This window comes from Candidatus Acetatifactor stercoripullorum (assembly GCF_944382095.1).
Taxonomy (GTDB): domain Bacteria; phylum Bacillota; class Clostridia; order Lachnospirales; family Lachnospiraceae; genus Acetatifactor; species Acetatifactor stercoripullorum.
Map to the genome: position 1 here is coordinate 43116 of NZ_CALWMU010000014.1, position 22365 is coordinate 65480.

Sequence of the window (22365 nt, forward strand, 5' to 3'; positions counted from 1 at the left end):
ATAATAATCAAAAGCGGGAGAAAAACTAATATGAAAACAATGCTGTATCCTAGAAACACGTTTTCCAGAAGAGCGCTGGATTTAAACGGATTGTGGAAAATTTATTTTGACTTTGAGGGAGATGGGCGCAAAAGAGGCCTGCAGAATGGAATTCCGGGAAAGGAGATGATTCCGGTTCCTGCAAGCTTTGCGGATTTTTATACGGATAAGGAGCTGAGGGATTTTTGCGGGGATATCTGGTATGAAACCAGCTTTTTTGTGCCGGGAGAATTACAGGGCAGCATCGTGGAGCTGCGCTTTGGAGCAGTGGCTCACAGGGCAGAGGTTTATGTAAATGGAGAAAAAAGGGGGTTTCATGAGGGCGGCTTTGTACCCTTCTGCGTTGATGTCACGGACTGTGTCAGATATCAGGAAGAAAACCGGCTGGTAGTATTGGTAAACAATGAGCTGTCCGATACCTCGTTGCCTGCCGGGGAGACTGAAATACTGAAAAACGGCAGAAAGAAAGCAGTCCCTTATTTCGACTTCTTTAACTACAGCGGCATTATCCGGCCTGTGTGGCTTATGTCCACTCCCAGGCATAGAATTTGTGATTATTCTGTCAGACATGAGATTTCCGGAAAGGATGCCTGTACCTGGTATCAGGTGGAAATTGAAAATCCTGAGCCGGATATTAGAATGGAAGTGCGTCTTTGGGATGAAGAAGGGAAACTGGCCGCGTATTCTGAGGGAATGGAAGGAAAGCTTGTCATTGCAGACGTTCATCTTTGGGAGATCAGGAACGCTTACCTGTATCGGCTGGAGCTTCGCCTGTTTCAAAAGGATCAGCTTCTGGATGAATATTCTGAGGAGATAGGAATCCGCACAGTGAGAATCCAGGGAACGGAAATATTGCTGAATGAAAAGCCGATTTATTTGAAGGGATTTGGAAGGCATGAGGATTCCCCCGTTTTGGGCAGAGGCTTTTCCCTTGGCTTTTTAAAGAGAGACTTTGAATTGATGAAATGGATAGGGGCCAATTCCTTCCGCACTTCTCACTATCCCTATGCGGAAGAGGCTTATCAGATGGCGGACCGGGAAATTTTTCAGGCGGCCAAGGCATGGGATGTGCAAAAAAGGCCATGCTCCTTTGCCATGGCGCTGAGCAGCCAGCCCGAGGATGTGGTCTGTCATCAGTACTGTGACTTTTTGTGCATGAACCGCTATTATGGATGGTATGTAAAGGGAGGCAGCGAGATCTCGGACGCCAAAGAGGCGTTTTTGGAGGAGATGGAACGGTGGGCTGCCCTGGATCCGCAAAGACCCATGATATTTACAGAATACGGTGCGGATACCCTTTCCTACGAGCATAAACTGCCCTCCGTTATGTGGAGCCAGGAATATCAAATTTTACCAGAGACAGACAGCCAAAGGACGGTGCCTTTTTGATGAGGCACCGCTGGCTTGAAGAAAAAAAGTAAATAGAGAAACTATTTCCGCACAGGAACGATTTCCAGCCAGTAGCCGTCCGGGTCCTGGATAAAATAAATTCCCATTTTTGGATTTTCAAAGCAGATACATCCCATTTCCTGGTGTAATTTGTGGGCTGCCTCAAAATCGTCTGTGCGGAAGGCCAGGTGAAATTCGCATTCTCCCAGGTTGTATTTCTGCGGATGCTCTGCAAGCCAGGTGAGCTCCAGCTCAAAATCGCTTTGGTCGTTTCCCAGATAAACAATGATAAAGCCTTCTCCGTTGGTGCGGCGTTTTTCATGAAGGCCCAGAGCCTTTTCATAAAAGGCAATGGATTTTTCCAAATCTGCTACATTATAATTTTCATGGATCATCTTAAAGTTCATTGGCGTTTGCATCCTCCGTGTTCTGTATTATGCTCTGATACTGGGGGTATTCCCGGAGAAACCGGGAGATAACCCCAGGCTTTTCCCAATAGTGCATGGGATATACCTTCTTTACCTTGATCTTTTTCAAAAAATATAAGATTCCCTGTGCGTAATCCGCCTCCTGCCTGGGGTCAAGGGGCAGAAAGGCGGCGTCTACATACTCTTCTTTCAGCAAATCCTTCAGCAGATCTATTTCATGTCGGTAGCTTCCTGTCATCTGCCTGTTGTATTGTGCTGTTTCTCCCGCCCATACCCAGTCGTTTAAATCTCCGGCGTGATAGAGAATCCCTTCCCGGCAGCGGACCAAAAAGGCCACTCCCGCATCGGTGGAGAGTAGGGTTTCCAGCACGGTGCTTTGGGGAAGCTCATAGCGGCTGTGAAAGGTGACCCTGACTACATTCGTCTGCTCGGGGTAGCTGCGGGGAGAAATGTCCTTTGCCAGAATGGCGGTGACGCTGTTCATGCCAAGCCCTTTTAAAAGGGAAAACACCTCCCTGTTATAGTGATCCGGGTGCCTATGGCTGCAAAACACAAGGATGGGCTTGTCTGTGTTAAGGGGAGGGAGCTCTCCCCTGTAATAGTCAAAAAGATAATAGCAGTCTTTTGTTTCCGCCAGAAAACCGCTGTGGTAAAGGTAGGTGATTTTCATGGGCCGCCTCCTGGATTTCATAGTCTGTTTCCCTATTTTATCACAGGCGAAGGTACATTTCCATTGGTTTTCCCTGGGCAGAACACACTTTTTTCACATTTTAAACAATTTTTCTAAACATTTTCCCGATATACTGATGCCAGCAAGGTAGGAAAAGCGGAGGGATTTCGTGTGAAGATAAAAGATTTCTGCAGGGAAAATAAGAAAAAGGTAATCATCATTTCTGTATGCCTGGTAATGGCTCTGATACTTTTGATATGCGTGTCTGTTTATTTCCTTCAAAGAAACAATTCTGAAAATGGCGGCTTTTTACAGGGCGGCAGGGGCGGCTTTTCCATGGCATCGGGAGGAGTCAGCGCTTCCGGCGTAACCAGTGTGGGAATGACACAGGAAAGCTTTGAGGTGGAAAATCTGGAGACGCAGCTGGAGATTGAAGAGATTTACATATCCTCCGGCGACCAGGTGGAGGCCGGCGCCCAGATACTGAAGCTTTCCCAGGAGAGCGTGGAGGAGGCCAGAGAGGAGCTTGCCGAAGTTCTTGAGGATGCCCAGCTTGCCTACCGGGCGGGAGCTATAGAGTATGAACAAAGTAAAATAACGGCGGAATATGATTATAACAGCGCTGTGCTTGCGGGAGAACAGGCCGAAGAAGTGTACCAGGAGACGGTAGAGAGCCTTACCTTAAGCGTGGAGCAGGCCGAAGAGGCACTTGCCCAGGCAAAAGAGCAGATTGCCGAATATGAATCCTATGTAAATGACGGTTCCTACAGCGCTTATTTTGGAGTGGATGAATATCAAAGCCTTTACGATGAAAACCTGAAGCTTCTTACTGATAAAATGGAAGAATGGGGGATGAGCTGGTCCCAGGTCACAAGCGGCGGCGCCGGGGGCATGGGCGGTACTGGGAATAGGACAACGACTGTCTCCTCCGGAGATGCAGGCGGGGGAACATCAAGCAGCCAGTATGTGAGTGTGCTCACTTCTCTTTACAGTGTGCTGGAGCAGAATCTGCAGGATTTGGAGCAGGCCCAGAGCGAGTATGAGGAAGCGCTGGCCAACGCACAGTTTGAGCTGCAGACCCTAAAACTCAACCTCCCTTCCCTGGAACAGGCTGTCACAGAGGCAAAGCAGGCCTATGAGACCCTGACGCTGGAGACACAGCTTACCTATGAAACGGCCCTGGCCAACGCTGAGAGGGCCCAGAGTGACTATGAAACAGCCTTGGAGCAGGCCGAGTCTGATTATGAGGATTTGAAAAGCACATGGGAGGACGCCCAGGAAAATATGGATTTGTTTGAAAGCAGCGTAGGGGATGGTTATTTCTACGCTTCCGCTTCGGGGACGGTACTGCAGGTGATGGCAAGGGCAGGCCAGTATCTTACCTCCGACAGCACCGTGTTTATTTACAGCAATCCTGAAGAAATGTCTGTGACGGTTTCTGTAGATCAGTCGGATATTGCCAGCCTGTCTGTGGGAGACAGCGCCGTGGTGGTAAGTGGAACCCAGACCTATAAGGGAAGCATAACACAGATCAATCCTGTGACTGCTTCTGAAAGCCGCACCAGCGTCACCTATCATGTGACGGTTACCCTGGCAGGAGATACGCAAGGCCTGGAAACCAACCAATCCGTAACAGTTATTTTCGGAGCAGAGGAAATGGAGATGCCTGAGAATGGAGAGACGCCCCCGGAAAATCTGGAAGCGCCTGACAATAGGGAAACGGAGTAAGCAGCATGAAAATGAAAATCAATCCATGGAAGGCATGGAAATCTGTGAGCAGGAAAAAGAAAAGGTGGATTGCAGCGGGAGTGGGATTGCTTGTATTGATTCTGGCGGCAAGCTATACTGTGTTCCTTGTCCCTTTGCTGGAGCAGGAACAGTGGGTGTATAAGGAGAGCACAGTGGAGCGGGGAACGCTGACAGTGGGAGTGACGGAGAGCGGGACGCTGGAATATGGAATCACATCTCTTTTGTACGATCTGGACCTGGATGTAAGCGATGAGGATGAGGAGGACTCGGATGAGGACAGCGATGACACGGATTCTGATGAAACCGTCCAGAAATATTTAAAGATTGAAAAAATCTATGTAGCCTCCGGCCAGCGCATTGAGGAAGGGGACGCCCTGATAAAGCTCACCGAGGACAGTGTTTCGGATGTGCGAAGGCTCCTGGAAAGCGCTGTGGTGGATGCAAGGACTGCGTATAACGAAGCGGAGGCAGAGTATAACCTATCTGTGCTGGAGGCTCAGACTACCTATGACACGCAGCTGGTGGAGAGCGAATATGCCGCTTCTATTTATAGCAGTAAATCTCAGTCCGTAACCAATGATATTGAGGCAATTCAGGTGGAAATCAATCAGCGGAATGCCAATATTTCCCTCCTTGAGGAAGCGCTTGAACAAGCCAAAGAGGATTATGCGGAGGCTCTGGAGACCTATGAATCCGCCTGCCAGAGCTTAGAGGCCGCGGACATAGATCATACGGAAAACTTTATGACATATCAAAACGCCTATGTCAGCGCCCAGACCCAGTACCAGAATGCCAAGACCGCCCTGGAGCAGGCACAGCAGAATCTTGAGGACAATACAGAGGAGATTGCCTCCCTGGAGGAGCAGCTTGCCAATGCCCAGGCAAAAAGTGCCATTGACATGCTGGATGCCAAAGAGGCCTATGAAGAGGCTTTGATAGAGGGGGATAATGCGCAGACCACCTACAATGCACAGTTAGAAAGTCTGGAGGAGACATTAAACGAAGCTGAGGAAGAAAAGAATCAGGTGGAGGAAAAGCTGCAGGCTTTTGAAGACTTTGTGGGAGAGGATGGCATTCTTTATGCGGATGGCTCCGGGATCGTGACCCAGGTGGGATATGAAGCAGGTGATAATCTGGTGCAGTCCGGAGTGATTCTGTCCTATGCGGCTCCGGATGATATGACTATCTCCGTGGATGTAACCCAGGAGGATGTGGTGGACTTTGCGGTGGGGGACCTGGTAGAAATTTTGTTTACCGCCTATGAGGATACACCCTATGAGGGAACGATTCTGTCCATTGACACTACAGCCACCGCAAGAAATTCCAATACCATAAGCTATACGGTGGTGATTGGAGTGAATGGGGATACAGAGCTTTTGTACGGGGGCATGACGGCGGATATCACCTTTGTGACGGAGGAAAAGGAGGATGTGCTGTATGTTTCCAGAAGAGCCATTGTGGAGGAGAATGGAAAAAGCTATGTTTACCGACAGACCGCTTTGGGCGGCAGAGAGCTTGCAGAGGTGGAAACCGGTATCAGTAACGGAGTGAATATTGAGATTCTTTCAGGACTTTCGGAAGGAGATATCATCTATATTGCAAGCCGGGTCAGCTCAGAGACGGAGGTGGAGGCAGAGGCAGACCCTTCGGAAAGCGGCGCTGACGGCGTCTCTGGAACGGAAGCAGGATTTGGAAACCAGGAGGGAATGGAAGGAATGCAGCTGCCTGAGAACGGAGAAATGCCCGGGGATTTCGGTCAGATGGGCGGCAGAGAAATGCAGGGCGGCAGAAACCAGGAAATGGAGGCAGGGCAATGAAAGCATTAAAACCTACACAGAAGAAAATAATTGTCGCAATCGCTGCGGCGCTGTGCATCGCTTTGGCTGCAGGCATTATCTATGGAGCGGTTTCGGGAAGCGGGACGGAGGTCACCTACAGGGAGACTGTGGTGGAGTCCGGCGACCTTGTGGTGGGTATCACGGAAAGCGGCAGCGTGGATATCGGAACGGTGGAACAGGTTTTTGAGCTGGATATGAGCGCTCTGCAGAGAGTGGACACCGGCAGCACAGAGAGCTCCCAGACAGGAAACGACTTTGGAGGCGGCATGCCAGGAATGGGAGGCACAAGCTCCTCCGGCGGCGCATTAAATATGTTTGATCAGATTTTTGGCATGGCAGGCGGGGGAAATAGCGCACAGAGCGGTACGGATTCCAGCCTGACAGTGGCGGAGGTTTGTGTTTCCGTGGGACAGCAGGTTTCCCAGGGAGATGTGCTTTATGAGCTGGAGGAGGAAAGTGTCTTAGAGCTGGAGGAGCAGCTGGAATCCAATGTGGAGAAGGCTCAGGCGGATTTGGAGGCTGTCTATGCAGATCAGACCCTTTCCAGACAGACGGCCCAGTACACTTATGAATCCAGCATAGCCTACGGAGATTATGCGGACACAGAATACAATGCTGCCGTAGGGCAGCTGCAGGAAAATGTGGAGGACGCAGAACAGGCGTTTAAACAGGCCCAGGCCACACTGGAGGATTACAAACAGCAATTAGAGGAAATCACCGCTGCCTATGAGGATGCGGCCCAGGTGCTGGCAAACTGTATCTGGAGCAGGGATAATACGGATAAGTGGAGTGATACCTATAACTATGTGTATTATTTCCAGCTGGCCCAGTCCGCCCAGTCCACAGCGGATTCCCTGGAGCAGAGCAAGGAACGGCTGGAGGAGAATGTGGAGCAGGCACAAACAAATGTGGAGACCGCTGCTCAGGCATACGCGGCCGCCAAACGGGAATTGGATCAGGGACTGCTTACTGCCCAGGAAACCTTGTCTTTGCGCCAGCTCGCCTATGACACTGCCCAGGAGACCTATGACATTGCGCTGGCCTACCTGGAGGACGAGGCCAAAGAGCAGGAGGCGGTTTATGCGGAAACCCTGGAAAAATGGGAGGAGTACAGCTCCCACATCAACGGAACTGCCATCTGCGCCCAGTATGACGGCATCATTACCAGCGTGGACCTAGAGGAAGGGGATACCATTCAAACAAATGACACACTTGTCACACTTTATGATCTGGCGGATGTAACCATAACGGTGACAGTGGACGAGGAGGACATGACGGACATTGCGGTGGGGACGGCGGCAAATGTATCCCTGACGGCTTACCCGGATACTATCTTCCAGGCTGAGGTTTCAGAGATTTCCGATGCTGTGACGGATTCTGACGGAAATGTCACTTATGAAGTGACAGCTGCCATTGGGGGCGATGTGTCCGGTTTGTTCCAGGGGATGACAGGAGACATTACCTTTATTACCAAGGAAACCCGCAATGTGCTCTATGTTTCCAACCGGGCTGTGATTAGAGAGGGAACCAGATCTTATGTAAAAGTAAAAAATGAGGATGGGGAAATTGAGGAAAGGGAAATTACCACAGGCTTTTCGGACGGTGTGAATGTAGAAATAGTGGAAGGACTTTCAGAGGGCGACGTGGTACTGATTGAAAGTGTGGTGAGCGAGACATGAGGTTATCGGAAATCTTAAGACTGGTTTGGCTGAACCTGTCTCAGAATAAATTTAAGGTGATTCTCACCTCCATCGGCATTGTAGTAGGCTCTGCCACCATTATGATGGTGCTGGCCATTGGCACCGGAGGGAGGCAGGAGGTTGCGGAGCAGTTTAAGAACCTGAATGCGGGAGCCATTGACATTACCTATGAAGGCGGCTCCTCCACTCAGATGTTTTCCATGGCCCAGGGAGGGGGAGAGGTCAGCATGACCTTTTCCGCCCCTGGGGGCGGAGGCGGCCCCGACATGGGCGGTGGAGGCTTCTTTAGCTTTGGAGGCGGGGACAACAGCAGAATCAATCAGGAGGATATTACCCTTACCACAGAGGACTGTGAGGACCTTTCCGTATTTGTGCCAAGTATATCGGATGTGACCATTTCCTATTCCACCACCACCTCGGTAGGGGGAGGGGATATGGAGTCCTCTTCCTATTACACCATTGCCGGGGTGGAGGATAACTATGCACAGATCAGCAATCTGGAGATGGCCATTGGAGACTTTCTCACCGAGGAAAATAATGAGAGCAAGGAAAAGGTATGTGTCTTAGGGGCTTCTGCGGCACAGGAGATATTCGGAAGCGCTTATGAGGCCTACGACGGTGTGGTCTATATTGATGACAGACCCTATATCGTGGCAGGCGTGCTCACGGAGATGGGCACAGTGGCTTCGGGAATCAACCCGGACAGCACGATCTTTATTCCCTATGAAACGGGAATCAAATATATTACGGGGGATAACATCAGTCCTACCATCACAGTGATTGCAGAGGATGTAAATCAGGTGGAAACCGTTATCACCAACATAGAAACGGTTCTGGCGGACAGCTATCCCAATGCGGAGTTTACCATTTCCGACGCAGGAAGCAAGATGGAGGCAGCGTCCGCATCCAATGAGACCCTGACCCTTCTTTTGATTTCCATGGCGGTGATTGTCTTTGTGGTGGGCGGTATCGGCATTATGAATGTGCTTTTTGTATCCATAAAGGAAAGAACCAATGAAATCGGTATCCTGAAGGCGCTTGGCTGCTCACGAAAGGACATTCTTTTGGAGTTTCTGCTGGAGGCAAGCTGTATCAGCCTGATCGGCGCAGTGGTGGGAGTGCTGCTTTCCCTGGGAATCACGCCTCTTGTGGAGAGCTTTTCCGTGAGAGTGTCTCTTTCCTTAAGCGGAGCCGTACTGTCCTTATTGTTTGGCGTGCTCACAGGAAGTATTTTTGGGTTTTATCCGGCCTACAAGGCGTCCCGTCTGGTTCCTGTGGTGGCGCTGAATCAGGAATAAAGGGGGTATAATGTGAAAAATCACACTGATGTGCTGATTTTTCACACGGCTATTTGTGCCGAAGCGTCACAAATAAGCCTTGATGCGACAATAGAAATCGCCTGCGCGATTTCTATTGCGCGATTCCTACGCTACGCTTCGGAATGGAGATTCTTATGGACGAGAAAACCATTATCAGGGAACAGGAGCGTCTGGCCCGTGAAAAAAAGCGCCAGAAAAACCGCAGAAAAAGGAGACTGGCAGCGGTGGCCGCCGCAGCGCTTTTGATTGGGGCGGCCTGGTATATAGGCTGGGGAAGAAAGATGGAAATACAGCCTGAACAGACAGCCGTGGAGGTGACGGCCCAGACGGGGCAGGAAATCGTATATGCCATCCTTACAGGCGTGAAGGGAAATGAGATCACCTACACAGAGACCGGGGAGGAAACCGGGCAGACACAAGAACCGGCCCAGCAGGAGCAGACGGCGCTGATTCCTGTGGGCACAGAGGTGGTTACAAGATTGGGCACTGTCACAACCTTTTCCAGACTGGCTGCGGGGGATAACGTTGCCCTGATTACGCAGGAGGACGGGGAGGAAACCGTCATTGTGCGGGTTTATATTTTATAGGATATCTGTCAAAGCCATAAAAACAGAAAACAAAGGGCGGCGCAGAAGGGAGAAAGAATATGAGCATGATTGCAATGAAGGCGATCAATAAGGGATATATGCTGGGGGAGGAAAAGCTTCCCATTTTGAAGAATATCAATTTTTCGGTGGAAAAGGGGGAATATGTGGCTATTTTGGGCCCCTCCGGTTCCGGTAAGACCACGCTGATGAACATTATCGGCTGTATGGATGTGATGGACAGCGGAGAATATTATCTGGATGGAATGGCCATTCATGAGACAGACGAGGAGGACCTTACAGAGGTAAGAAACAGTAAAATCGGTTTTATTTTTCAAAACTATCAGCTGATTCCCACCTACAATGTGATGCAGAATATCATTATGCCCCTGTTGATGCGGGGAATGAATCATAAGGAGGCAGAGGAGCAGTGCGAGAACACCATAAAGCTTTTGGGACTGGATCACAGGATTGGGCACAGACCAAGCGAGCTGTCGGGAGGCCAGAAGCAGAGAGTTTCCATCGCAAGGGCCCTGGTGGGAAAGCCTGCCATTCTGCTGGCAGATGAGCCCACCGGAGCCTTGGATCAAAACAGCGGCAGGGACGTGCTTAAGCTGTTTGGGGAGCTGAATGAAATGGGCAATACCATCGTTATGATCACACATGATCTGGGGGTGGCCCAATCGGCCAAAAGAATCGTAAGGATCATCGACGGGCAGCTCTATGAATAGCCTGCTTAAAACTGCCGCCTCTTTAAAATGTGGGTGGAAATGAGACAGGAGAGAGCCATGAAAAACCCGCAGAGAACAAGCACACAGATTCCCAGAACCGGAAGCCCTGCATGAAGAACCTGCTCCAGAAGGGCCGCTGCATCCAGACCCAGCCTTCCACAGAGATATACAGCGCCATAGCCTGCCGCAAACAGGACGCCGAAGGTAAGAAGAAGGGCCACACGGCTTCTTTCCACGCCAAATTTCAAATGTACGGGAATGGACACGGATAAAACCAAAAGGGAAAGAAGCAGGCTTGCAAGGGCGTTCAGGGAAAGCTCCTCCAGCGGGATGGGGACGCCTCTTACCAGCATGGATACTATTTCCAGGGCGGAGGAAAGCAGGACTATAAGCACTGTCCCCAGCATGCCAAACAGATATTTTTCCACCACATAGGTATTGCGGCTAAAAGGCAGCGTAAAGAGAAAGGACATCCCGTTTTCATATTCGTCATAGGACAGGGTGCTTATGGCCAATATGGTAAATAAGATGGCGGCGTAGCTGATGACGAACAGGGAGTCCTGGTAAATGACCAGAAACAACACACAGAAGCAGAGTATCATCAGCAGAAATTGTTTTTGATTCTTTACTAGTTTGCAGTCCTTAATGAATAAACCCTTCAAACCCTTCATAATTTTTCACCTCGAATCATCATAGTAATCACTTCGTCAATGCCGCCCCGTTCTATCACAAGAGAGGGATACTTTTTCAGATAAAACTGCTTTTGATCCGTAAGAAGGCAGAAGCCGTAAGCCTCCCTTGATCTGCGCAGAAGATGGGACTGGTCTAAAGAAGCGTACTGCTCCGGCGTCACCTTCAAAATGGCGTAATCGCTTAACAGCACATCCGTCTCCTCATGCAGGAGAATTTTTCCCTGATCAATGAGATACACATCATCGCACAGTCCCTCCAGATCGCTGGAAATGTGTGAACTGATCAAAATGGAGCGGTCCTCCTGCTCCATATATTCTCTGAGCATTTGCAGGAGACTGTCTCTTGCCAGTACGTCCAGCCCCGCGGTGGGCTCATCTAAAACCAGAAGCTGTGGGTTGTGGGATATGGCTGCCAGGACCTTCAGCTTGGCCTTCATGCCGGAGGAAAACTCCTTTATTTTTTTGTCCAGCGGCAGACTCAGCTTCTGGCAGTTTTCCTGAAAATCCTGCACGGAAAACTCCTCATAGAAATTTTTCAGAACCGGAACCAGGTCTCTTACGGTCAGATATCCGCAAAAGCCCGAGTCGGAAAGCACCGCCCCTATTTTTTCCATGTCCCGGGCAGTCAGCTGGCCGGAGGGCTTTCCCAATACCGTCAGGGTTCCGCTGTCGATAGAAATTAAATTCAGCACAGCCTTAAAGGCAGTGGTCTTTCCGGCGCCGTTTGGCCCGATCAGTCCGGTGATACGGCCTGGCTTAACCTCCATGGTGCAGTGCATGGTAAAATTTCCGTAGGTCTTTTTTACATTTTCAAAAGAAATCATACTTCCTGATCCTCCAAAATGAGATGGAACAATTCCGTAAGCTCACTGCCGCTCATTCCATAGGCTTTTCCCTTACGGACAGCAGCCTCCAGATCCCTTTCCACTTCCTTCTTTCTTTCCTCCTCCATCAGACCCTGGCCATTGCAGGCCACAAAGCTTCCCTTTCCGTGCACGGTGATGATGAAGCCTTCCTCCTCCAGAGCATCATAGGCTTTTTTTACGGTCAGGGCACTGACCTTTAAATCCTTTGCCAGGGTACGGACGGAGGCAAGGGGCTGTTGTTCCTTCAGATCTCCCTGCAGAATCATCTGCTTTATCTGTGAAACAATCTGCTCATAGATGGGCTGCATGGAGGAATGATTAATAATTAAATTCATGGCGCCACTCCTTTGTATAAACAGTATATAACAGTGTATAACTGTTGTCAACTGTTTGATACTGTTTATTCAGAATAATTTTTGAGGGAAAGGGAACAGTAAAGCTGATGAAAAAATATTTGCTTCAGCTTTGAGAACGGAGGAAATCATGGAAAACAAGCGTCCTTTCGGACTTCGGGATAAATTGGGCTATCTTTTCGGCGATTTTGGAAACGACTTCAGCTTTATCTTTGCCAGCAGCTATCTCATGGTATTTTATACCAAGGTGCTGGGACTGAGCGGCTTTGCGGTGGGACTTTTGTTTTTGGCTGCCAGGGTGGTGGACGCCTTCACGGATGTGACCATGGGACGGATTGTGGATACCATGGAACCGGCAAAGGACGGGCGGTTCCGCCCCTGGATCCGGAGAATGTGCGTTCCCGTAGCCGTGGCCAGCACCATTATGTATGTGTATGTGGTCCGGGATTGGCCCTACGGCGCAAAAATGACATATGTGGTAATCACTTATCTTTTGTGGAGCAGCTTCTGCTATACCGCCATCAATATACCTTACGGCTCCATGGCCTCAGTGATCAGCGCGGATGCGGGGGAGAGAGCCTCTCTTTCCACCTACCGCAGTCTGGGAGCCAGCCTTGCCAGCCTTGTCATCGGGGTGCTGGTTCCTTTGTTTATCTATGAGACGGATGATGCAGGAAACCAGATTGTGATTCCCGTGAGGTTTACTCTCACTGCGGTGGTATTCGGAGTGCTTTCCGTGATCTGTTATGTGCTCTGCTACATGCTGTGCAGGGAGAGGGTGACCTTTGCCAAAAAGAAGGAAGAGAAAAAAGAGGGAATAGGAGCCCTCTTGAAAAGTCTGGCAAAAAACCGGCCCCTTTTGGCGGTGGTATGCTCCGCGTTGATTCTTTTGCTTGCCACTTTACTGGCACAGACCATGAACAATTATCTGTTTTTGGACTATTTCAAAAACGCCAGGGCAGTGTCCGTGCTGAATCTGGTCAGCATCGGAGGAATGCTTCTGCTTGCCCCCTTTATCTCCAAAATTACCACAAATTACGGGAAAAAGGAGGCAGGAGCCTTTGGCATGCTCCTGGCGGGCATCGTTTATCTGTTGATTTTCTTTTTGCGCATCAGGAGCATCCCGGTATTTACCCTGCTGGTATTTTTCGGAATGCTGGGTACGGGACTGTTTAACATGATCACCTGGGCTTTTATCACAGATATCATTGATTATCAGGAGGTAGCCACCGGAAAGCGGGAGGACGGCACTGTGTATGCGGTGTACTCCTTTGCAAGGAAGCTGGGGCAGGCTCTGGCGGGCGGTGTGGGCGGCTTTGCCCTGACGGCCATCGGCTATGTGTCCGAGGCTCCGGCCCAGACTGCGGAGGTTTCAGACAGAATCTATTCGGTGGCAACCCTGATACCGGGAATCTGCTATCTTCTGATTTTTCTGATCATGCAGTTTTGGTATCCTCTTGGGAAAAAAGAGGTGGAGGAAAACGCCGCCGCCTTGCGGGAGAAGAGAAACAGGGAATCCTTGTAAGAAAGCAGGAAAAAGAAAATGGGTTTTGACAAAAAAGCGCCTGGAGCAGGCGCAGAGGTTTATTGTACCCTGGAGCCGGGAAAGGCTATATTGGAGTGGAAGCTTTATGTGACAGAGGAAGAGCCGGGAGCGTTTTTCAGGATTCTGGTTTATGACAAAAAGGATATGCTGGTGTTGGAGGGAAGGCAGTGTGTGGGGGAGGAAGAGCTGCTTCGAACCCTGCTGCTGCATCCTCATTTATGGCGGGGACCGGAGGATGCGTATCTTTACCGGGCGGAAATCTTTCTGGTGGGACCTGGGGAAAGGGGTGTACTGGACAAAATTTCCTTTTGGTTTCCCATTCGAAGTTTTCGGGAGGTTTTGGGAAAAGGCTGGTATCTCAACGGGGAGCCTTTTTGCCGTAAGACGGTGCGGTATGAGGCAGCCTGCTTAAGAGAGGAGGCGCAAAAAGAGCTGTCTCTTTTTGTACAGATGGGGGCCAATACGGTAAGCATTGAAAGCCCGGGGAAGCAGCCAGCCTTCTTTTATGGGCTTTGCGAAGAGCTGGGACTTGTGGTGTGGGTGCTTGGAAAAGGAGAGGAAGCAAAGGCCCATCTGCTTTTGCAGGGAGGCATTCCAACATCGCTTTTTTACCGCTATAAGGCCCGCTGGAGCACAGAACCCTTTGTATACATCAGTCTGGACAGTCTCAGGCGGGAAAAGGACGGCAATTTTTCCATTACGGTTTACAGCAGCCAGAAGAAGGCAGCCTTGTATGTGGATGGAGTGCTCTTTGAATTCCAGTCCGGCCAGGGGGAATTTATCTTCCGGGAAATTCCTTTTTCCAAATTATTTTTATGCCTCACCGCCGAGGCCGGGGAATGTACCATGTCCCTGGCAGTTCACAAAACTTTCACACAGGCTTCACTTTTCCATGACAATTACCCCCTAGAATGTTCTTCATGAAAAAGTACATCCGGGAGGCAGAAAATGATTGAAGTATCAAATCTTACAAAAAAATATGGCGATCATATAGCCGTAGATCACCTATCTTTTCGGGTAGAAAAGGGGCAGATTTACGGTTTTCTTGGGCCCAACGGCGCCGGAAAGACCACCACAATGAATATTCTTACGGGTTATCTGGCGGCTACGGAGGGCACTGTGACCATAGATGGCAGGGATATTCAGAAGGAACCGGAGGCGGCCAAGAGAAATATCGGGTATCTGCCGGAGCTGCCGCCTCTTTACACGGAAATGACAGTGCAGGAGTATCTGGCCTTTGCGGCGGAGCTGAAGAAGGTTCCCAAAAAGGAGCGGGCAAAGCAGATCGGTGAGGTCATGGAAATGACCCAGATTACGGACATGAAAAACCGTCTGATTAAGAACCTTTCCAAGGGCTACCGTCAGAGGGTGGGGCTTGCCCAGGCAATTTTAGGGTATCCCGAGGTTATTATTCTGGATGAGCCCACGGTGGGACTGGACCCCAAACAGATCATAGAGATCCGGGATTTGATCCGCAGGCTTGGGGAAAACCATACCATTATTTTAAGCTCTCACATCTTGTCCGAGGTCAGCGCCGTATGCGACCATATCATGATCATAGCCCACGGCAAGCTGGTGGCCAGCGATTCGCCGGAGGGGCTGCAGCGGCTTATGAGCGGGGCTATGGAGCTTAAGCTTACAGTAAAGGGAGATGAGAAGCGGCTGCAGGAAGCTTTGGCCCGGGTTGCAAATGTAGACCATATGGAACAGCTGGAAGCACAGAAGGACGGCTGCGTAAGAATAAAAATCGTTTCCAAGGAAAATACGGATATCAGAGAGGAAGTATTTTATGCCCTGGCGGACGCCAGACTTCCCATTATGGAAATGACCCACCTTGAGAAGTCGCTGGAGGACATTTTCCTGGAGCTGACGGAGGATGCGAAGGCCTCGGAGCCGGCAAAAAAGCGTCTGTTTGCGGGAAAAGGACGCCCGAAGCGCAAAAAAGAGGAACCAAAAGAGGATATAAAAGAGAACCAGGCAGAAGAAGCAGACTCTGCGTCCGAAGCACAGAAGGAGGGGAAATAATATGCTTGCGATTTATAAAAGAGAATTAAAATCCTATTTCCGATCCTTTATCGGTCTGCTGTTTATCGCGGTCACCCTGTTTTTCCTGGGACTGTATTTTACAGTTTATAACCTTTTAAACGGCTATCCCTATTTTGCTTATTCCGTATCCAGCGTGATCTTCCTTTTTATGCTCAGTGTGCCTATTCTGACTATGCGTATTTTGGCGGAGGAAAAGAGAAGCAAAACGGATCAGCTGATTCTCACGGCGCCGGTGTCCGTGGGCGCCGTCGTCATGGGCAAATTTCTGGCCCTGGTCACAATCTTTTTGATTCCTACGCTGATTGCCTGTGTGTATCCTCTGATCATGGCAAACTTTGGAAGTGTGCCTATGGGAGAGGCCTACCTTTCCATTTTGGCATTTTTCCTGTTTGGAACAGCTTCCATCGCCGTGGGCGTGTTTATTTCATCCTTGACGGAAAGTCAGGTGATTGCGGCAGTTTTGAGCTTTGCAGTGCTGTTTCTGGGATATATGATGCCCTCTATCTGCAGCATTATTTCTTCCACAGGAAACCTCCTTACCAGACTGCTTGGCTGCTTTGATATGTACACTCCCTTTGCCAATCTTTTGGAGGGAACGCTGAATATAGGTTCCATTGTCTACTTTGTGTCCCTGACGGCGCTGGTGCTGTTTCTCACCGTGCAGTCCATTCAAAAGAGACGCTACAGCGTATCTGTAAAAAATTTAAGCTTCAGCGCATACAGTACAGGAATGATTGCCCTTGCTATCGCTGTTGTGGCAGCGGCCAATCTTGTGATCGGGGAGATGCCTTCCTCCTGGACGGCCATTGACCTGACAAGTGAAAAGCTGTATTCCCTGACAGACCAGACAAAGGAATTTGTAAACAATATGCAGGAGGACGTGACCATTTACGTGATCGTAAATGAGGACAATCAAGACACCACCCTGGGGCAGACGCTGCAGCGGTATGACGATCTTTCCGACCATATTACGGTGGAGTACGTGGATCCTACCGTGAATCCCAGATTCCACACCCAGTATACGGACAGCACGATTTCCATTAACAGTCTGATTGTGGTCAGCGACAAGAGAAACAGGGTCATCGATTACAGCGATATTTATGAAAGCAGCTTTGACTATTCCACCTATACCAGCACCACAACAGGGTATGACGGAGAGGGACAGATCACCAGCGCTTTAGACTACGTGCTTTCTGATGACCTGCCCAAGGTATATCTGACGGAAGGACATGGGGAATATAGTTTAAGCAGCAGCTTTACCGACGCCCTTACCAAGGAAAATGTGGAATATGAGACCATCAATCTGATGGATTATGACACAGTGCCCGAGGATACGGCCTGCCTGATTATAAACGGGCCCCAGAGCGATCTTTCCGCTGACGATGCCGATAAGGTGACCAGCTATCTGGAAAGCGGAGGAAAGGTTATCCTCATCACAGGCTATACGGGAAGTGAAATGCCAAACAGAGACGCTCTTTTGAAATACATGGGAATGAGCATTGCGGATGGCCTGGTAGTGGAACAGGATCAGAATTATTATTACAGAAGCCCTTATTATCTGCTGCCTGATGTGAGCGCAGATACTTATACCTCCGGAATTTACGGAAACTACTACATTTTTGCTCCCTATTCCCAGGGAATCCTCATTGCAGATGAGGAAGCGGAGGGCATGACCTATACCACCTTCCTGTCCACCTCTGAAAGCGCTTATTCCAAGGTGGATATCACAAATATGGAAAACTTTGAAAAGAGTGAAGGAGATATCGACGGACCCTTCGGCGTAGGCGTGGAAGCCGTTAAAGCCCTGGAGGAGGGGGAAGCAACCATGGCGGTATACAGCTGTGACCAGCTGTTTACCGATGACGCAAATGTTATGGTCAGTGGAGCCAATCAGATGATGTTTGTAAACACAGTGGGCGGCTTTGTGGATCATGAGGTAAGCGTTTCCATTCCTGTGAAGAGCTATCAGGTATCTTATCTGACGGTGAATCAGTCCGACGCAGTGTTAATCGGACTGGTGACTACCATTGTGCTTCCCGTAGGCTGTCTGGCAGCAGGCTTTGTAATCTGGTTTAGAAGGAGAAAACGCTGATGAAGAAACAAAAAATACAGATGCTTGTGCTTTTGGCAATTCTGGTGGTCCTGGCAGCAGGCTTTTTGGGGATCAGACAGTACAATCAGATGCAGAGCGAAGAGCCCCAGGAGGAAACAGGAATCACTGTAGTGGATATCGCTGTGGAGGATATCGTAAGATTTTCCTACGATTATGAGGATGTGACCTACACCTTTGAAAAGGAGGAGGATACCTGGTATGCGGCGGAGGATCACTCCCTGAATCTGGTGCAGACCAGCGTAAACTCCATGATTACAGATGTGGCGCCGTTTATTGCCGAGCAGGTCATTGAAAATGTGACAGATATGTCACAGTATGGACTGGCACAGCCTGCCCGCACCATATCCTTTGAGACGGTTTCGGAAAGCTATATTTTCTACGTGGGAGACTTCAACGACGTGTCCAGCGTTTACTATCTGTGCAGGCCGTCGGAGACCACGGTGTATGTGGTTCCGGCGCTGACGGTAAACCGCTTTAACAGAACGCTGGAGGAACTGGTGGAAGAGGAAGAGAGCACGGAGACGGCGACAGAGACGTCAGAAACCGAGGAGACTGTGGCTGAGACGGAAACGGCCGCAGAAACCCAGGAAACTGCGGCTGAACTGGAAGAATAGCAAATTTTAGAGGGCTGTAAAAGTCAATAACCAAGAACCGCCAGAACCGGCATTTTCCGGAACTGGCGGTTCTGCATACTTTCCGGTGCGGAAAAACAGTATGGAAGCTTTCGTACTAAAGCAGAAGAAATACGAATACTGGCATAAGAAGATTAACTCCTTGATTTTTCGTGGGATATGATATACACTTTTAGCATAGATAAAGAGTTTTTTTAACTTTAATTTTTTTTCATTAATGGCACCTTCTTTCTGTGGTTTGTTTGTATATTAATTATATCGGAAAAGGTGCCATTTTTGTGTATTTATACGTTCAAAAAATTTTTTCCACAAGAAAACGCCGAAAAGAGATGTGGCCTTTATTCTTGAGATGATGTGCGGTATGGTATTGTTTTTTGTGGGGGACATCAGTGTGGGAAACATCAGTGTGGGAAACATGGCGGGGAATGTGATTGCGATTTTAAGCGGCGCAGCCATGGCGGTATTGCTTTTCGACCCGCCTGTGTTTACCGGCGGCCTGGCAGCAGCCCGTGTTTTTTACGGCATCTGCGGCAGGAGTGATAAAAAAACAAAAGAGAGGATGAAGCTGTTTGAGCAGAATAAAAATCCAGGGGGGCCTTCTTTTTGACGGGCTGGGGAATCCGGGCAGAAATGCGGATGTTGTGCTGCAGGAGGATAAAATTGTAAAAATCGGAGACTGCGCTGGGGAAGAAGCAGATGTAGTCATCGATGCCCGGGGAAAAATTGTATGCCCCGGGTTTGTGGATATTCACAGGCATCATGACGCAAAGGTGCTGTTTGACAAAGCCTTTGGGCAGACGGAGCTGCGCCAGGGAATCACCACAGCAATCTGCGGCAACTGCGGCATCAGCCTGACGCCCAGGCCCCGGGAGGAAGAGAAGGCGGCCCAATATTATGCCTTTGAGGAGCCTGTTATGGGGCCTGTGGGACTGGATGGCCCGGTGACCTTCGGAGAGTATATGCAGCGGCTGGATGAGGAGGAGCTGCCTCTTAATATTTCAGCCATGGCAGGAACCGGCACTGTAAAAATCTGTGTGAAGGGCTTTTCCGACACCCCTTATACAAAAGACGAGCTGGAAGCCGCCAGGGCGCTGGTGGAGGATGCGCTTTCCCAGGGAGCCCCCGGCATTTCCCTGGGGATTATGTACCTCCCGGAATGCTATTCCTCCACGGAGGAGTTTGTCTCTATTTTAGAGCCTGTGGGGCGTTATGGCCGGGTGATTACAACCCATATCCGGGGAGAAGGGGACAGTATGGTGGAAAGCGTGCGGGAGGTGATCGAGATTGCCCGCCGTGTGGGCTGCGCCCTTGAAATCAGCCATTTCAAGAGCTGTGGAGTAAGCAACTGGAGGAAGGACATCCACCGCGCCATTGCGGAAATAGAGAAGGCCAGAAACCAAGGCATGGATGTGACCTGCGATTTTTATCCCTATGACGGAGGCAGCACGGCGCTCACCACCATGCTTCCACCTGTCTTTGTCAGGGGAAATCTGGAGGATGCCCTGGAGCGGCTTGGCACAAGGGAGGGAGTGGAGGAGTTTCGGAAAGCCAGCAGAGTGCTTTATCCGGACTGGGATAATTTCTGTGTGACTTTGGGCTGGAACCGCATTCTCATCAGCGGCACGACTCTTCCTGAAAATGAAAAATTCAGAGGAAAGCTGATGACGGATGCAGCCAGGGAATACGGATTTGCGGACGCGGAGGCGCTGGCTGCCCACCTGATGCACTCTGAGAAGGGAAAGACGGCGATCATTAACATGTCCATGTGTCAGGACGATATAGATACGGTGGCGCGCCTCCCTTATTCCAACATTATCTCCGATGCCATTTATGCGGATACGGATACGCCACATCCCCGCATGTACGGCGCTTTTCCCAAGGTGCTCCGGGAGTATGTGGGGGAGAGAAAAATCTTGACTCTGGAGGAAGCCCTTCGAAAAATGACCAGCCAGCCTGCGGACAGAATGGGACTTAAGGACAGGGGAAGGCTGCTTGTAGGCGCCGCGGCGGACGTTCTGGTCTTTGATCCCCTACAGTTTAAGGATCGGGCTACCTATGCGGAGCCGGCTGTCTATGCACAGGGATTGAATTATTGTATTGTAAATGGAGAAATTGCGGTAAAGCAGGATGCGCTTACGGGAAGCAGAAGCGGAAAGAATCTGCGTGTAAGGCGATGAAGGAGGAAAGGAAAATGGCAGATGTGTATGAAAAAATGAAGGAAATGGGGATCACGCTTCCGGTGCCCCCGCCAAAGGGCGGCGTCTATACGCCGGTAATGGAATTTGGCGACCATCTCTTATACTGCTCAGGCTGTGGAAACGATATCGGGGACGGAAAACACCTGCTTGGAAAGGTGGGAAGGGATCTGACTCTGGAACAGGGGCAGCAGGCGGCCTATAACTGTATGTTAAACCTGCTACCTGTTGAAATTGAAATGCTGGTGGAATATGATGACTGAAAATCCTTATTGCTTTGCGGGGCAGGATGAGATTTGTTCTCCCCAGCTGATTTACTATCCAGAGATCATTGCACAGAATATCGACCTTATGAAAAAGCTGGCGGGGGGAGCAGACCGGCTCTGGCCCCATGTCAAGACCTATAAGATGGAAAAGGTTGTGGAAATGCTTCTTGCGGCGGGAATCAAACGCTTTAAATGCGCTACCATTGCAGAGCTGGAAATGACAGTCAGAGCCGGTGCGGAGGCCGCCCTTATGGCATACCCTCTCATAGGGCCAAACATGGAACGCTTTCTTCATATCTGCCGGGATTATCCGGAAGTGTCCCTCTATGCCATGGGGGATGATTCGGAGCAGGTAGAGAGGCTCGGCAGCCTTGCATGGAAAAATCATATGACGGTGAGGCTTTTGATGGATGTGGACATGGGACAGCATCGGACAGGAGTGGCCCTGGAGAAGGCAGCGGCTCTTTACCGTAAATGGAATGCCTTTGAGGGCATCCGCATGTGCGGCTTTCACTGCTACGACGGCCACCGCCATGAGCATGGATTAGAGGAGAGAATGGCTGCGGCCGCCCCCTGGGATGCGCAGATCAATGCGCTGCAAAAGGAGCTGACAGCACAGGGTATGGACTGTGGTGTGACGATTATGGGTGGAACGCCTTCTTTTCCCTGTCACGAGCATCTTACAGATGCCTATTTGAGCCCGGGAACCTGTGTGATTCAGGATATAGGCTACCGGGACGCATATGCAGATCTGCCCTTTGTGCCGGCGGCAGCCCTTCTTACCCGTGTGATCAGCAGACCTTCGGAGGATACCTTTACGCTGGATCTGGGAACCAAGGCTGTGGCCTGTGACCCGCCCATTCCCAGGGCGCAGATCGTGGGCATGGAATATGCCCAGACGGTGATGCACAATGAGGAGCACTGGGTTTTAAAAGTGCCCAAAGAGCATAGAAAGGACATTCCTGAGATCGGCAGTGTGCTCTTTGCCCTTCCGGTGCACATCTGCCCTACAACGGCCCTTTATGCTTCTGTTTTGGCTGTGGAGGGAGGACGGATCAGGGAATGGTGGGAGGTGACGGCGGCAAAACGCAGGATTACCTATTGAGGGCGGCGGAATTAATTGCCGCAAAATTTTCTTGAGTTTCCGCAAACTGCAGTGAAAAGATAGATATGTCCTCCTAAAGTGCCAATCTGCCGATTTTTGAGAGA

The 22365-nt window shown here is 50.1% G+C and carries 20 protein-coding genes and 1 pseudogene; 16 read left to right on the forward strand and 5 right to left on the reverse strand.

Annotation, left to right across the window (positions count from 1 at the left end; genetic code table 11):
• The first annotated feature begins 30 nt into the window (after nt 1-30).
• Nucleotides 31-1428, forward strand: coding sequence for a glycoside hydrolase family 2 TIM barrel-domain containing protein (locus tag SHK35_RS05960; protein ID WP_318709065.1), 1398 nt, complete (start codon nt 31-33; stop codon nt 1426-1428).
• Nucleotides 1429-1469: 41 nt separating this feature from the next.
• On the opposite strand, the gene SHK35_RS05965 is transcribed toward SHK35_RS05960, so the two are convergent.
• Both SHK35_RS05965 and SHK35_RS05970 read right to left on the reverse strand, forming a co-directional pair.
• Nucleotides 1470-1835 (reverse strand): VOC family protein, encoded by a 366-nt coding sequence (locus SHK35_RS05965; protein ID WP_318709066.1) that lies wholly within the window; start codon nt 1833-1835, stop codon nt 1470-1472.
• Nucleotides 1825-2526, reverse strand: a complete 702-nt coding sequence (locus SHK35_RS05970; RefSeq protein ID WP_318709067.1) for an MBL fold metallo-hydrolase — start codon at nt 2524-2526, stop codon at nt 1825-1827. The genes SHK35_RS05965 and SHK35_RS05970 overlap by 11 nt, the downstream gene beginning before the upstream one ends.
• 171 nt (nt 2527-2697) lie before the next feature.
• Between SHK35_RS05970 and SHK35_RS05975 the strand changes: the two genes are divergently transcribed.
• From SHK35_RS05975 to SHK35_RS06000, 6 genes are all read left to right on the forward strand, one after another.
• Nucleotides 2698-4254: an HlyD family efflux transporter periplasmic adaptor subunit gene (locus tag SHK35_RS05975; protein ID WP_318709068.1), complete on the forward strand. Its 1557-nt coding sequence runs from the start codon at nt 2698-2700 to the stop codon at nt 4252-4254.
• Between the two features lie 5 nt (nt 4255-4259).
• On the forward strand, nt 4260-6092 hold the full coding sequence (locus tag SHK35_RS05980; protein WP_318709069.1) for an HlyD family efflux transporter periplasmic adaptor subunit: 1833 nt from the start codon (nt 4260-4262) through the stop codon (nt 6090-6092).
• Nucleotides 6089-7792, forward strand: coding sequence for an efflux RND transporter periplasmic adaptor subunit (locus tag SHK35_RS05985; protein WP_318709070.1), 1704 nt, complete (start codon nt 6089-6091; stop codon nt 7790-7792). The genes SHK35_RS05980 and SHK35_RS05985 overlap by 4 nt, the downstream gene beginning before the upstream one ends.
• Complete coding sequence (locus tag SHK35_RS05990) at nt 7789-9111, forward strand: ABC transporter permease (RefSeq protein ID WP_318709071.1); 1323 nt, start codon at nt 7789-7791, stop codon at nt 9109-9111. Before SHK35_RS05985 ends, SHK35_RS05990 begins: the two co-directional genes overlap by 4 nt.
• Before the next feature lie 155 nt (nt 9112-9266).
• Nucleotides 9267-9719 (forward strand): hypothetical protein, encoded by a 453-nt coding sequence (locus tag SHK35_RS05995; RefSeq protein ID WP_318704339.1) that lies wholly within the window; start codon nt 9267-9269, stop codon nt 9717-9719.
• A 65-nt stretch (nt 9720-9784) separates the two neighbouring features.
• Complete coding sequence (locus SHK35_RS06000; RefSeq protein ID WP_318709082.1) at nt 9785-10447, forward strand: ABC transporter ATP-binding protein; 663 nt, start codon at nt 9785-9787, stop codon at nt 10445-10447.
• 5 nt (nt 10448-10452) lie between these two features.
• Here the strand turns inward: SHK35_RS06000 and SHK35_RS06005 are convergent, their stop codons facing one another.
• The 3 genes from SHK35_RS06005 to SHK35_RS06015 are packed head-to-tail and all read right to left on the reverse strand — an operon-like array spanning nt 10453 to nt 12340.
• Nucleotides 10453-11118 (reverse strand): ABC-2 transporter permease, encoded by a 666-nt coding sequence (locus SHK35_RS06005; RefSeq protein ID WP_318709072.1) that lies wholly within the window; start codon nt 11116-11118, stop codon nt 10453-10455.
• Entirely contained in the window at nt 11115-11963 is an 849-nt protein-coding gene (locus tag SHK35_RS06010) for an ABC transporter ATP-binding protein (protein ID WP_318704341.1), read from the reverse strand. Before SHK35_RS06010 ends, SHK35_RS06005 begins: the two co-directional genes overlap by 4 nt.
• Nucleotides 11960-12340, reverse strand: coding sequence for a GntR family transcriptional regulator (locus SHK35_RS06015; protein ID WP_318704342.1), 381 nt, complete (start codon nt 12338-12340; stop codon nt 11960-11962). Before SHK35_RS06015 ends, SHK35_RS06010 begins: the two co-directional genes overlap by 4 nt.
• 148 nt (nt 12341-12488) lie before the next feature.
• Here SHK35_RS06015 and SHK35_RS06020 point away from each other — a divergent pair, with 148 nt between their 5' ends.
• From SHK35_RS06020 to SHK35_RS06060, 9 genes and pseudogenes are all read left to right on the forward strand, one after another.
• Nucleotides 12489-13883, forward strand: coding sequence for an MFS transporter (locus tag SHK35_RS06020; protein ID WP_318709073.1), 1395 nt, complete (start codon nt 12489-12491; stop codon nt 13881-13883).
• Between the two features lie 18 nt (nt 13884-13901).
• The gene (locus SHK35_RS06025) at nt 13902-14828 is read left to right on the forward strand and encodes a hypothetical protein (RefSeq protein WP_318709074.1); all 927 of its coding nucleotides are present in this window, start codon (nt 13902-13904) and stop codon (nt 14826-14828) included.
• A gap of 24 nt (nt 14829-14852) precedes the next feature.
• A complete protein-coding gene (locus tag SHK35_RS06030) occupies nt 14853-15929 on the forward strand; it encodes an ABC transporter ATP-binding protein (protein ID WP_318709075.1) in 1077 nt (358 codons plus the stop codon).
• A gap of 1 nt (nt 15930) precedes the next feature.
• A complete protein-coding gene (locus SHK35_RS06035; RefSeq protein WP_318709076.1) occupies nt 15931-18042 on the forward strand; it encodes a Gldg family protein in 2112 nt (703 codons plus the stop codon).
• On the forward strand, nt 18042-18677 hold the full coding sequence (locus SHK35_RS06040; RefSeq protein WP_318709077.1) for a DUF4340 domain-containing protein: 636 nt from the start codon (nt 18042-18044) through the stop codon (nt 18675-18677). Before SHK35_RS06035 ends, SHK35_RS06040 begins: the two co-directional genes overlap by 1 nt.
• A gap of 379 nt (nt 18678-19056) precedes the next feature.
• Complete coding sequence (locus tag SHK35_RS06045; protein WP_318709078.1) at nt 19057-19302, forward strand: hypothetical protein; 246 nt, start codon at nt 19057-19059, stop codon at nt 19300-19302.
• Nucleotides 19265-20872 carry an N-acyl-D-amino-acid deacylase family protein gene (locus tag SHK35_RS06050; protein ID WP_318709079.1) on the forward strand — a complete coding sequence of 536 codons (1608 nt, stop codon included), beginning with the start codon at nt 19265-19267 and terminating at the stop codon, nt 20870-20872. The genes SHK35_RS06045 and SHK35_RS06050 overlap by 38 nt, the downstream gene beginning before the upstream one ends.
• 14 nt (nt 20873-20886) lie before the next feature.
• Nucleotides 20887-21114, forward strand: a pseudogene (locus SHK35_RS06055) (RidA family protein); the annotation flags it as partial.
• Between the two features lie 31 nt (nt 21115-21145).
• Nucleotides 21146-22261: a D-TA family PLP-dependent enzyme gene (locus SHK35_RS06060; RefSeq protein ID WP_318709080.1), complete on the forward strand. Its 1116-nt coding sequence runs from the start codon at nt 21146-21148 to the stop codon at nt 22259-22261.
• Nucleotides 22262-22365 lie beyond the last annotated feature (104 nt).